This is a genomic window from Haloarcula sp. JP-Z28 (assembly GCF_011440255.1).
Classification (GTDB): Archaea; Halobacteriota; Halobacteria; order Halobacteriales; family Haloarculaceae; genus Haloarcula; species Haloarcula marismortui.
The window spans coordinates 1-12,328 of the sequence record NZ_JAAOHT010000096.1; the positions used below are offsets into that span (position 1 = coordinate 1).

10 protein-coding genes and 4 pseudogenes are annotated in these 12,328 nt (G+C 55.1%); 6 read left to right on the top strand and 8 right to left on the bottom strand.

Going from position 1 to position 12,328, the window contains the following annotated elements; translation table 11 throughout:
• Window positions 1–670 (bottom strand): annotated as a pseudogene (locus G9463_RS21675) (hypothetical protein); the annotation flags it as partial.
• 281 nt (window positions 671–951) lie between these two features.
• On the opposite strand from G9463_RS21675, the gene G9463_RS21680 reads away from it, so the two are divergent.
• Window positions 952–1,245 carry a primase-associated protein gene (locus G9463_RS21680; RefSeq protein ID WP_240150110.1) on the top strand — a complete coding sequence of 98 codons (294 nt, stop codon included), beginning with the start codon at window positions 952–954 and terminating at the stop codon, window positions 1,243–1,245.
• A gap of 1,341 nt (window positions 1,246–2,586) precedes the next feature.
• Here G9463_RS21680 and G9463_RS21685 read toward each other — a convergent pair.
• On the bottom strand, window positions 2,587–3,003 hold the full coding sequence (locus tag G9463_RS21685) for a DoxX family protein (protein WP_007189963.1): 417 nt from the start codon (window positions 3,001–3,003) through the stop codon (window positions 2,587–2,589).
• 188 nt (window positions 3,004–3,191) lie between these two features.
• On the opposite strand from G9463_RS21685, the gene G9463_RS21690 reads away from it, so the two are divergent.
• The 3 genes and pseudogenes from G9463_RS21690 to G9463_RS21700 all read left to right on the top strand — a co-directional run bounded on the left by G9463_RS21690 (window position 3,192) and on the right by G9463_RS21700 (window position 5,079).
• A complete protein-coding gene (locus G9463_RS21690) occupies window positions 3,192–3,398 on the top strand; it encodes a hypothetical protein (RefSeq protein ID WP_007189962.1) in 207 nt (68 codons plus the stop codon).
• Window positions 3,395–3,676 carry a hypothetical protein gene (locus G9463_RS21695; protein WP_007189961.1) on the top strand — a complete coding sequence of 94 codons (282 nt, stop codon included), beginning with the start codon at window positions 3,395–3,397 and terminating at the stop codon, window positions 3,674–3,676. Before G9463_RS21690 ends, G9463_RS21695 begins: the two co-directional genes overlap by 4 nt.
• Window positions 3,677–4,223: 547 nt before the next feature.
• Window positions 4,224–5,079: pseudogene (locus tag G9463_RS21700) on the top strand (IS1595 family transposase).
• A gap of 153 nt (window positions 5,080–5,232) precedes the next feature.
• Here the strand turns inward: G9463_RS21700 and G9463_RS21705 are convergent.
• From G9463_RS21705 to G9463_RS21720, 4 genes and pseudogenes are all read right to left on the bottom strand, one after another.
• Window positions 5,233–5,715 carry a hypothetical protein gene (locus G9463_RS21705; RefSeq protein WP_007189957.1) on the bottom strand — a complete coding sequence of 161 codons (483 nt, stop codon included), beginning with the start codon at window positions 5,713–5,715 and terminating at the stop codon, window positions 5,233–5,235.
• Window positions 5,708–5,902, bottom strand: a pseudogene (locus tag G9463_RS21710) (ParA family protein); the annotation flags it as partial. The pseudogene G9463_RS21710 and the gene G9463_RS21705, both read right to left, overlap by 8 nt.
• Before the next feature lie 401 nt (window positions 5,903–6,303).
• Window positions 6,304–6,900, bottom strand: coding sequence for a hypothetical protein (locus G9463_RS21715; protein ID WP_165897809.1), 597 nt, complete (start codon window positions 6,898–6,900; stop codon window positions 6,304–6,306).
• A 56-nt stretch (window positions 6,901–6,956) separates the two neighbouring features.
• Window positions 6,957–7,244 (bottom strand): hypothetical protein, encoded by a 288-nt coding sequence (locus G9463_RS21720; protein ID WP_240150111.1) that lies wholly within the window; start codon window positions 7,242–7,244, stop codon window positions 6,957–6,959.
• 501 nt (window positions 7,245–7,745) lie between these two features.
• On the opposite strand from G9463_RS21720, the gene G9463_RS21730 reads away from it, so the two are divergent.
• Both G9463_RS21730 and G9463_RS24165 read left to right on the top strand, forming a co-directional pair.
• Window positions 7,746–9,242: an SWIM zinc finger domain-containing protein gene (locus G9463_RS21730; protein ID WP_240150112.1), complete on the top strand. Its 1,497-nt coding sequence runs from the start codon at window positions 7,746–7,748 to the stop codon at window positions 9,240–9,242.
• Between the two features lie 145 nt (window positions 9,243–9,387).
• A pseudogene (locus tag G9463_RS24165) lies at window positions 9,388–9,513 on the top strand (AAA family ATPase); the annotation flags it as partial.
• A gap of 154 nt (window positions 9,514–9,667) precedes the next feature.
• Here the strand turns inward: G9463_RS24165 and G9463_RS21740 are convergent.
• Window positions 9,668–10,993 (bottom strand): orc1/cdc6 family replication initiation protein, encoded by a 1,326-nt coding sequence (locus G9463_RS21740; RefSeq protein ID WP_007189981.1) that lies wholly within the window; start codon window positions 10,991–10,993, stop codon window positions 9,668–9,670.
• 325 nt (window positions 10,994–11,318) lie between these two features.
• Window positions 11,319–12,143 (bottom strand): IS5 family transposase, encoded by an 825-nt coding sequence (locus G9463_RS21745; RefSeq protein WP_007189998.1) that lies wholly within the window; start codon window positions 12,141–12,143, stop codon window positions 11,319–11,321.
• Between the last annotated feature and the right edge of the window lie 185 nt (window positions 12,144–12,328).

Sequence of the window (12,328 nt, forward strand, 5' to 3'; positions counted from 1 at the left end):
CGTCAGTATCACTATCTGATGCATCAGTCCTAAGATCAAGCTCTCGGTCATCATTCAATCCATCACTATCTGTGTCGTTTGCCCGCGGATTGGTACCGTGTTTATTGAGTTCTGCATCATCAGCGAGACCGTCCCCACCCGTGTCAACTAGTGTTGGATCCGTTCCATGCGTGTTTAGTTCCGCCCCATCGGAAAGACCGTCTCCGTCAGTGTCGGCTATTGTAGGGTCCGCTCCATGCGTGTTTAGTTCCACCCCATCAGAAAGACCGTCTCCGTCAGTGTCGGCTATTGTAGGGTCCGTTCCATGCGTGTTTAGTTCCACCCCATCAGAAAGACCGTCTCCGTCAGTGTCGGCTATTGTAGGGTCCGTTCCATGCGTGTTTAGTTCCGCCCCATCAGAAAGACCGTCCTCATCGGTATCTGAGTTGTTTGGGTCTGTAGACAGTTTTTGTTCGCGTGCATTAGACAACCCATCATTGTCGCTATCGATATCAGCTGGGTCCGGTGTCGCCGTTGCCTGTGTTGCTGTCTGTTCAGTTTGAGTTGGTGGCACCTCGGTTCCACTCTCTCCGATACCGTCTGCCGGCGCCGTTGAATCCTCTTGCAGAATGCCACTGCAGCCTGCGAGAGCTACAGTCAGTAAAAGCAGAGCGATTCTGGTTTTTTGCACACTCGGTGAATATGTGTATAAAATATAATGGCTAACTTACTGACAACAATTGCCGGAGCTGACTCAGGTCGCGACGGCCTGAGCGCGACAGCGATACCTCTACCTTTTTGTTGAACTGCGTGCGTGTTTTGCATGGGTTGCGATGGTTTCCGAACTCACCCGCTGACTGACCGCGACCCCGCGCCGGGACCTGGTAGGGCAGGTCCCACGACGGCGCGAGTACGTACCTGTAGCTGATGGGTGACTGGTATGTAAACCCTGCTTGGACTTCCGGGAGAGAGTTGATAGAATCCCAGCGCGAAGACGCAGTAGTTGATGGCATCCACGACCTCTTCGAAAATAAGTGGGACTGGTACGACGAGGAGACTACTGATTGTCAGGCGCGTTATGAATTGCGACACGGAGAAATCGACGGGGAAGCCCCGCTCCCAATGAACTGTGACAACCACGATATGCAGCGTCACTGCATCGGCAAATCGTTCTGTCCATACAACATCTACCAGAGCTTGCCCTTCCCCGAGTCGATGTACGACCAGCTCGACGACAGTGGCAGCACGGGTCAGTACCAAGCCTGACATAGACGGGAACCGAACCCAGTCCGTTGCTGGTGCTTCCTTTCTGACGCTCACTACGCCCACACGTTTTCGTGTAGGACCACTCCCGTTCTTGATTTGCCGGCTAAACCTATTAGAGTTCATACTATTGTATAATCACTTCGGCTCAAACAGCCTCTTTGCTGATAAATCAATGTTTCAGGGCGCTATACCGGCATTTTCTCGAAAGTAGTTCTATTCGCTCTATCTCAGTTATGGGAAAATGCCGAAATCATCCGAATACCAACTTTATAGAGCAATCACAACAGTACTTCCTCATTCCAGCCATCTCAAAGATAGGAAAACACCGAAATCAACCGAATACCAACTTCTTAGGACAATCACAACAGTATACCGGCGAATAATATGGGGAAATGCTGAAATCGCCCGAATACCAACTTTACACAGCCATCACAACACCAACAGCGTGGTTATTACGGCTCTAAATCAGCCATAACTCCGATATACTCCCTGCTTAGATGTTCTTTTCCCATTTCTCAAATTTTTGCGGTTGAAATAAATAATCACAACACCACTCACAGGCTTAGAGCAGAGTAAAGATTATTTTGGCGATTTTGCGCCGCTTATCGCCAATGTTTACCCGGGGGTAGCGTCCAAAGAGAAAGGGGGGTAAACAGAGGTGAAGCCAGAGCCGACCGAAAGAGGGCTTCAGGCGAGCGCCAAGGGGGCGACCCCCAGGAGGGGCGAACTATCAGGATGACTAGACAGGTGCGAAGGGTGAGAGGCAGGTGTGGCGAGACAGCAGTGGGCCGCCGGCAGTGCAGACTGAGGTCGGACAGTGGACGTCGGCGGCGGTGGGACAGTGGGCCAGGCCAGAGCCAGAGTGGAAGGGAGATCGCGACGACTGGGTGGGCGGCCATCATGGCGACAATGGCGGAGGACTGACTCGAGGATCAGTGGGGAGAGTCATCTTGCACACGGGGTAGTGGGCCCTGAGCGAAGAGGAAGACACAGTGGGCGAGACAGTAGACACTCGATGGGGACGACCGCAATCCTATCAGGTTCACAACACAGGAAATTTCGCGCGTTGTCGGACTGGGTCATCGCCGCCGCGACGGCCCACAACAACACTCGAAACAGGGGGGTTCTTTCAGCGGAAACGGTGGGGTGTTTTCCATCGGTAGGACTACCGGCAACACGACCGCGACGACCGTGACCGAGATGGACCAGTCCTCGAAAGCCCGCGGGTGCTCGACCGACCGCTCCGGGGCCCGCTGATATATCAACTCGAAAACAATCAGATATCGGTACGGAGGAGACATCTACCCACCGCAAAAACGGGTACTTTAGATTCAAGCAGGTCTAGAGGACAGTGATACCGAGACTATATGCCCAAGACTGTGGCCCGATCGCAACGATAACGAGCGCACCGCCGGCTAGTGCAATATTCTTCAGGAACTGCGTCATCTCGGTCTGCTGTTCTTCCTCGGAGACTGCCCAGAAGTCGTGGAATATGAGCGCAGAAACGATAAGGAACCCAGCAATCACCACTGCGCTCACCGCAGGTAGCACACCGGCAATAATCCCGAGCCCGCCTAGAATGAGGAGGACCCCAGAGAGTAGCACACCAGCCTTGGGTGCCGGGAGGCCCTTGTACTCTGCATAGCCAGTCATTTCTTCTGTTTCGAAAAAATGGTTCAGACCAGTAAACGCGAGCACACCCCCAAACAGAATGCGGCCGATGAGAAGTGCTACTCCCTCGGCACCTGTAATAGCCATTATACACGCACCTCCTGAGATGCTTTCGCTCTATTCTCCCTTATTGTTTCAACTATTATGGCCAAGTGTACCATATCTAATGCTAAACGGGACGCATTTGTAGGTGTTTGGCGACATCCATACCACTATGTAACACCGGTGTTACTGGCCCAGTTAAACTTCTCAACCCCCTACCCAGAAGTGTAGCTATGTCACACGATAATGACGACGAACGGTACGACGCTTCCCAGCAAGAGTTCGACGACGTGTCTGAACTTCTTCTGCCGGAATCAAGTAGTGTCGACAGTCAGCTCCGACTCCATGATGCGGAGGCAAACACGCTTCTCTACGTTACGGAGAGTAGTGAGGGCATCTCAGTGAACGTCCGCGACGACTCGGCGTTTACTGACGGATGAATCGACGAACATACCTCACGGCTGTAGCGACAGCGCTTGGTGTGACCGCCACCTCAGGTGCTGTCACTGCAGACGATGACAATGACCGGTATGAGTCAGTAACTCAAGAGTTTGCGGATGTGACGCAGTTTGCAGCGCCAGACGCTACTGGAACTGCTGACAACTACGTCCGTCTCTACGACGATACAACCGAGACGCTGATCTACGGGACTATACAGGGAACTGACCATGTGGCGATAGCGACTCGCGACGCATCAGAGATCGACTTCACGCCGTAGCCGGTGTGGGGAGCCGATCGTCGGTATCCATGCCAGTGAAGCAAAGTTTACACATCAAGACAAGCAGTACAGTGATTGAACGCTAGTCGTCTGGTTCTTTCAGTTTTTGCCGGGACTACTACGATCACTCCAAGAATCAGCAGACCTGCTGCCGGAAACCCGGTCAACTAAAAGACTCGGTTAGCACTCAAAGAGTACCTCAGCGAATGTATTAGAGCACACATGGAACTCACGGGCCACCTGCGGGATATCTCGTCAACCACCCTGAAGCCGCTGAGTGACCCAAACATATATTTTCAGAGTGTTCATAATATCAGATATGAACTCTTCAATGGAGGGGCTTGTTTTCGGTCTGGTACTTGCCTTCCTCACATTTGCGTACTATCTCTATACGGTCTATCAGGACGGGTATGATCCACTGGCACTGATTAAGACTGGTGAATTAATCGAGCGCTAATCGTTGCCCAGCTCTTGCAGTTTCTTTGCCGGGATCGCTCTTCTGTAGTGGTGAGTACTTTTTCATAACTGGAGCTCGTGATTCTATCCAATATGGTCAGCAGAGAGTGTTAACGAGGTCTTTCTGCCGGACAAAGAGGACTGCTTAGAGTATCTGCGTGAACAGCGATGGCCGGACGAGGTGACGTGCCCGCACTGCCGCAGTGCGGACACGATCAAGAAAGGAACAACGCGAAAGGACGCTCAACGCTATCGTTGTCAGGACTGTGAGAGCATTTTTAATGATCTCACAGGGACGGTGTTTGCCGAACATCAGCTCACCATTCCAGAGATGTTCCACATCATTCGAGGGATGGAAGAACATACGACGAACGAGATCTTTCAAGAACTCGACCGTACCTACAAGACGCGCTTGCCGAGGATCCTGAGTTTGACCTTTCTGGTGTCTGTGAGGCTGACGAAGTCTATGTCGTTGCTGGCGAGAAGGGACTCGAAAATAAGGATGGAAGTCCGCGCGAGCGCGGACTTTCAAAAAAGGACGCGGAACCTTCGATTCAGACAAACCACCCGTCGTAACACTCGTCCGTCGGAGTGACGGACGAGTTCGATTCCTCGTCCGCGATGATCTCAGAGACGTTGACGCAGACATCGCCGAGTACGGCGATGAGATCGTGATCCTTTGTACCGACCAGTACAGTATCTACGACGGAATCGACGAGTACGACGAGATTGATGGCCATTTAGCCATCAATCACGACGAACACTACGTCGTCGGTGATGCCCACACAAACAGCTGTGAGAATCGATACAGCTTCCTTCGCAACTGGTTACGAAGGTTTCGAGGCGTCTCAAAACACCACTTACAGGGCTACTTGAACTTCTTAAGCTGGGTCCTCAACACCAATGACTGGTTCGAGCAACTCCTAAGTACTGACTTCTACAAATGAGCGGGATCGTTATTTCGGACTACACGCAACCACCGTCTAGATCCAGTTCCGTGAATGATCGCGAGACTGCAAGCGGATGGGAGTCAGAACAATCTACATTATGTACATTATGTATGAAACCTAGATAGTGAAGAAAATCGGACGAATCTGAGGTTAATCGTTCGCGGCCTGCTTGCTCAGCATCTCCACAACTTCCTGAACACGTTCCTCATCAGTTTCGATACCGCGCTCTCGGAGGATCTGGAGAGCGACCTCGTCACCGTGGTTCGCAATCACCCGGAGACACGCATCTTGAAACTCTCGTCCCTCGAACTTGGGGACGTCAAACATTGAGCATACGGCAGTCACCGAGGATCGCATTCGGGTGACACCATTCCACGTCTCCTCTCGGACATAGAAGCCGTGCATATCGGTCTCGTCAAAGGAGAAAGCCGGCCCACCGGTGGATTCGTCCAGATCCTCCTTATCTTGATCAGGTGCGGACTCAGTCTCCGACTCTGTGTCCTCAGTAGCTATCTCCTCATCCGGTTGCGGTTCATCCTCCGTGTCAGTACGTTCGTCGTCTGACGCCGTCTCTTCCTCCGTTTGTTTGAGCTGCTCGGCGACATCTCCGAAACGGTCGTCCTCATTAGGCATGACTGTGTTCCTCTACGAGGTCCGCCAAGTGATCGAAATTCGGGATCTGGTCGCAGTCTTCGTCGAACTCTGAGACGGGCATTCCTTGCTTGAACGCGCGGGAAATCGCAGTGCGTTCCCGGATTCCGGGCTTTGGAATACTCTCAACGGTCTGGTCAGAATCATCAAGAGTATCGAATATCTCTGGGGCTAGTGTCCGGACGTTCACCGATGCCGCGGACTGCTGTCGGCTTTCCGCACAGTTCTGTACCCACATTCAGAACGAGGAACTCTATGGCTCGCTTGATCGTCTGGACTGATCGGACTCGTGGTCAGCCCGGGAAGGCCCCTTCGCCAGATCTGCTACGAGAGTCACCCGACTCTCTAAATTAGATGATCACGCGGTATTCCTAGGTGTCGGTGATGCGAAACCGCTTGTGCGAGAGTGGTGTGATGAGAGTAGCGTCCGAGGGGAGTTCGTCGGCCTCGTCGAGAAGCGTGCGCCAACTCACGCTGAATGGCATATCTGGATGCATGACGCGGGAGCACAAAACTCCGCGACTAACGCTCTCCCCCCGACACACGTTCCAGACGAGTATATTCAGTGAGCTACCGTCCACTGCTGTGGTCGTCGCCTTCGAGCGCGTCCCGAAGCCCGTCCGGAAGTAGGGGGAACAGCTTCTCCGCGTGAAAGGCAACGTTCTCGTAGGCCTGCTCGACGTATTTTCGCTTCGAGTCCACACACTCCTCGGCGAGCGCTTCCAGTTCGTCCATCATCGATCGGAGTTCGTCCTCGGCTTCGAGCATCTCAGCGGTCAGCGCTAGTTCCTTGATCGCCTTGGCGGCTGCGCGTCGTACACGGCCGTCGTCGTCGCGGAGTGCGTCCACGTAGAGGTCCCGCAGTCGTTCGCGGTGGGTCGCAATCTCGTCGAGCGTCCACTCACCCGGTAACGGCCCGTCGGTGAGGTCCGAACCGACCGTTCGATAGGCTAGGCGCGGATACAGACCAGCAGCAAAGCGGATCACGGACTGTCGCTGGTATCCACCGTCGGCATCGTAGAGGTCGCGACACATCTCGAAACACTCGTCGAACAGGGCGGCTCGTTCCTCGAGTTCGGTATTCTCGATTTCGTCGATCGCCCGATTCACGCGCTCGGTATCGCCAGGGGAGAGTGCGTCGGCGAACGCCTCACGAGTGTGATCCATACGCGTTCTTGATCGGATGGCGGCGTAATTCCTCGGATTGGGCTTCGAGAGAATCTCTATTCCTCACCCGGCGGGTCGTCGACATAGTCTTCATGCCACCAGACAGTCCGGCCTGCAGGCGACCTGACCGCTGTCGCCGTGAACACTTCGACGGAGAACGTCTCCGTTACGACCGTATCCGATCCGTGAAGATGGGTAGCGAGATAGCGCAGTGGTTCGGAGAGCGCTTTGTCATTCCACGTATACTTCTCCCGGAGCACGAGCAGGGCGTATGTCCGATCATCGTCTAGCGACCAGATCGTGGCTGTGGCGAGTCTGACGCTGACGTAATCGTCGGCGACCACGTCCGGATGTGTAATGTCAATATGCCAAAGTGTCGCTTCCTCGGACTGAAAGAGGAGAAGCGGATCGAGGTGCTCGGACTGGAGATGTTCGGTCGTCAGTTCTATATCTGTTGTGTCGGGACGAGAGAGATAATTTCTTCCCGGCCTAGAGAATTCTGAAGGGGAGCTCTCGTGAACGAACAGCCATAGCCGACTATATCGTGGACCTCAAAAACCCGGTCATATGCGAGATACTACTCGCTGAGGCGGATTTCAAAGGAGATTGTCAGATTGCGTTCGGCTCGAAAGCGGACGCAGAGGAGTGGGTGGCTGAACAGAACCGAGAACACACGAGCAGGGGGCAACTCCGCTCCACACCGCGCATCCGGCCGACACGTCGGATATCGACGCTACGTCGTCTTCCAGCCGGTGAAAGGCGTCTGGGTTCCATATTCGTAGGCCTACAACCCCCCAACCCCCTACAGTATTACTACGGACTTAGGCCATAGATACGTTATAAGGATGGCGGATTTCGACCTCACACTCACGGAGGCAGCAGTTCGGGATCTGGCACGTTCCCAGTCATACGACCGGGGGGAAAACTACTACGACGAGGGTGCCGTCGTCGAGCTCGTCCGGCGCGGTGAGACGATCCGAGCGGCGGTTGAAGGCAGCCAGTACGAGCCCTACCAGGTGCGAATTGAACTTGACGAAACCGGGGTCGTCGACACGGCGTGTTCCTGCCCGTACAATCACGGTGGAATCTGCAAGCACCGTGTCGCCGTCCTCCTGACATACGTCCGCGATTCCGACGAAATCGACGAGCGGCCGCCAGTCTCCGAACTGGTCGCCGACGCGGACCCCGAGGGTCTCCGTGACGTTCTCGTCGACCTCGTCGAGAGTCGCCCGGAGTTGGCAGAGCAGGTTGAGTCCCGGCTCGAACCACTAGACTCGGGAGATGAGGGCGACGACGCTCGCGACCGTAGGCCCGACATCAATCGGGAGTCGATCCGCCAGCAGGTGCAGTACATTCTCCGTCCCACCGAAGATCGGAGCGCCCACGCGTACGACCCGTATGAGGCGGTCGAAACTGACGTCGAGAAGTTGGGGAACCTCCTCGACCAGGTACGGACAGCCGTCGAGGCCGGCGACGGCGAGACGGCACTGGATATCCTCGAACCGCTGGCCGACGAACTCATGGACGAGGAGTGGCTCGCTCTCTCGTACGACGATTCCAACGCAATCTTCGAGTTTTTCGACGAGGTCGACCGAGTACTGGCCGAGGCATTACTCACGGCTGACCTCTCGGAAGCCGAGCGTGCCGACTGGGAGGATCGCCTTTGGGCGTGGGAACAGGAGATGGGAAGCTATACCCATCAGCCACCGTACAGCGTCGCCCTCGAAGCGGCACAGCGGGACTGGGACTTCGAACCAGTCCAGCGGGCGATGCAGGGCGACATCGGCTACGCGGACCTCTGGGAGGGCGATCCGCCGTGGTATGCTGAGGACTTCGTCAGGGCCCGACTCAACGTTCTCAAACGCCAGGACCGCATCGAGGAGTACCTGAACCTGGCGGAGACTGCGGACCTGATCGACGACTACGTCACCATGCTCGTCAAGGCGGACCGGATCGACGAGGCAATCGAGTACGGCCGACGCAACCTGTACTCCCCGAAAGAAGCACTCACGCTGGCCAAAGCCCTTCGGGAACACGACCAGTCGGAGGCCGCTCTGGAGATAGCCCAGCACGGATTAACCCTTGACGACAGCAGCGGGCAAGCGGAGTTGGCCGAATGGCTCCGTGATAGAGCTAGCAGCATGGGCGAATTCGAGATTGCGCTGGAGGCAGCTATCGCCGCATTCGCCGTCTCGCCGACGCAGATCGTCCTCGTCATCGGAGTGGTGAACTCCATCCGCCGTGTCGCCCAACACCTCCACACACCGTACGAGACGGTGAGACAGGCCGTCAATCGGCTAGAAGACGCAGGCTACGTTTCCTATGAGACGGGCTCGCTGTAGTCGAAGAACGCGTACGCGACGCAGCCCGCGAGCTCGTCGCTGCCAGCGCCAGCGTCAGCACCCTCTATCGAGGAGGTACGTCGCCCCACAGTTCGGTGACTGGCCGTTCGCGTTTGCGCGGATCAACGCCGTCTACGTGTGGACCCAGTCGACACCTCCCGATGAACTCGTCGATTGTCTTCAGCAGCACGACGGCCCGCGAACGGTCGCCATCCTCGAGGAGGTCGACCTGTCTAAAGATCCCAGCGTCATCTACGGTCTTCAGAGTATCGGTGACGCAAAGTGCTAAACAGTCGCCCCTATCGATTTGTTGTGTGAGCGACCACCACAATCTGTAGACCCACCTCTATCGACTTGTTCCTGTCACCGATGGAACTGAGTCATCGATAACACCCTCACCCCTATCGACTTGTTCGATGAACACCCTACTGATTGAGCTGTGCATTCACGACGGTGCGGAGTTCGTCATTGTGGACGTCGTCTAGCCGCGAATCTTCTCGGAGCGTCTCGATGATGGTCTCCGGGTTCTCACCAAACGTGAACTCGAGGTAGCTACCCGAGTGTGGTCCCTGACTCTTCCGCTCTGTCTCGACCAACGAATACGTCGTGAGTTCTTTCATCTTATTCACGTACGTCTCCTGGTGGTACTGATCCGAATCTAGGGTTCCTGTCAAGTACTGATACACCCGGTATCCAATCGGGCTCTTTGCTGCACCAGTTCCGGCCTCACGGGCCACAGCTGCAGTCGCGAACAGACAGAGCTTCTTCTGCGTACTAATCCCACGTGTCACCTCCAACACGCGGTTCTTCTCAACCTTATCCTGGGCTTGTCGAACATGTTCCTCCCGGACTTTGTCTGCACCTGTTTTTTCTGCAATCGACCCCGCTGTTCGCATCAGGTCGATCGCCTTCCGTGCATCCCCATTGGTTTGGGCAGCGAATGCAGCGGCAAGCGGGATGACATCACCGCTGAGTGTATCCTCGTGGAAGGCGTCCTCCCGAGCCCGGAGAATTTCCCGGAGCTGGTTGGCGTCGTAGTCACTAAAGTGAACGTCCTCGGGGGTAAAGGAACTGAGAGCGCGACTTCCCACACTCTCCATCATCTTCGTGTCGTTAGTGATGGCAGTGACAGAGACTTGGGCAGTAATCTCGTCGGTGCTTCCAGCACGAGAGAGCTGGTAGAGAAGGCGGGAGAAGGCTGGCTCGTCTTTATCTCGACGACCGACGAGCATATCGAGTTCATCAAGAATGAATACAACTGTATCGTAGTGGTCGTTGATCAGACGGTAGAGTTCGCGCCATTTTTTCTTGTTTGGAACTCCATGCTCCGGGACATCGACAGTTGTTCCGATGTCGTTCGCTACCTTTCGCGAAAGTTCGTAGACAGCTGCGCCGAGGGTTCCCACGTTCTGGCAGTTCATCTGGATGACGCCGAACCGGATATCGCGGCTTTCACAGAGTTCGACGATGTTCTGACAGACAGCGTTGATGATAAGAGATTTCCCGGTTCCAGAAGGACCATAGAGGTGAAGGTTCGGCGGTCGTTCGTTACTTATTGCGACGCGGAGGTGCTGAGTAATATCGGTGAGCTGCGTGTCACGACCGACGATACGTTCCTCGTCGACGATCTCGTTCGGCTCAAGGAGCGACCGGTTCTTGATGAGACTCGCGGCTTCTTCCTGCTCAAGAATGATATCTTTGATAGAACCCGTGGACTCGGAGGTTTCCTCGGGACCAGGATCCGTGGGCATACCGGGACTCACTCTACGAGGATATTAAAAGATTCCCCTGTCGATTTCTTTTCTACCGGTATGACGGGCAAATCCACGGTATTAGAGGTTTACACTGTTTCCCTCCGTAACCTCCGACGATTTGTTAGGGGTTATCGTCTCGACCAATTCAAAAGAATACCCACACACCCTCTCACCCCTATCGATTTGTTCCAGCCTCCAAGGAAGGGGGGGTGACAGAATTCCCGATTGGACTGACGTCTCATCTACGTCACGATTAGGGTGGAATTGAGAGTCTCTTCCACCTTTTCTTTTTCTGCCGTGTTGAATAGATGCTGAGTCACGGTTAGAGTGGCTCACAGAGTGGTTCCATGTTCGAGATGGCGAACATGAGGACAATTTCACGGAACTGCCGGTACCAACCCAGCGCTCGCACGGCATCGCCGAGCGAGCGCTTCGTTGTCGAATACGAAGTTTCGGCCATCCAACGCTGAGAGTAGCCTTTTGCCCGGATGAGTGCGTTATGTCCCAACGTCAACGGCCTTGACCCACGCTGTAGAATGAGTGGTTCGACGCCGTGCGCGTAGAGCTCGTACTTCATGACCCAGTTGTGGAAGGCTTTGTCAGCGGCGACGGATAGCAGGTCGTCCGCGTTCCGGCGGACGACCTGCGGTCCAGTCTTTGTATCGTGTTTCCACCGAGCAGAGATATGGACGTCAAGGACAGCAAGAGACTCTCTATCAGTTAGCGTCGTCACTTTCAGCGTTTGAACGTTACTTCCCGACCGCTGGCGGTAGTACGACGAGGCCGAGCGGCGGTCGAAGAACGTGCTATCGAGTGCGGCGTGGCCAGACTGCGGGTGCTGCTGCGCTGAAACGCGCAGCAGCGCCCGCCACACCCACATTTTCAGCCGGTCGAACGATTTGTAAATCGTGCTGTAGTCTGGGAGATCGTCTCGATCTAAGCTGAGGACGTCACGAATCTCAGCCATGTATTTCAGCCGATTTGGCGTTTCTCGGTAGCTGTGGCCGTCTTCGAGGCGAAGACAGTGCAGCACGACGTGCTTCCAGCGGGCGAACCCGCCGCTGGCGGGCTCGCCCGCGTGCTTTCCCAACGCTTGTTTGACTAGGTGCCGACACTGCTCAACGAAGTCGAGGAGATCGACTTCCATGGACAGAGTCGGTTTCCTCGGCTTCGTCCTTCTACTCCATGATATTAGCAGATCAGATCGCTATTCACCTATGGAAACGCTGCTACCTAGACGAACCACCGTTATCGACAAAATATTTGCGCCGTCCTGTAGTCTGCGGCTCTCCCAGCCGGCAGGCGGCCGATATCTTCAGGCGGTGCGGTCGC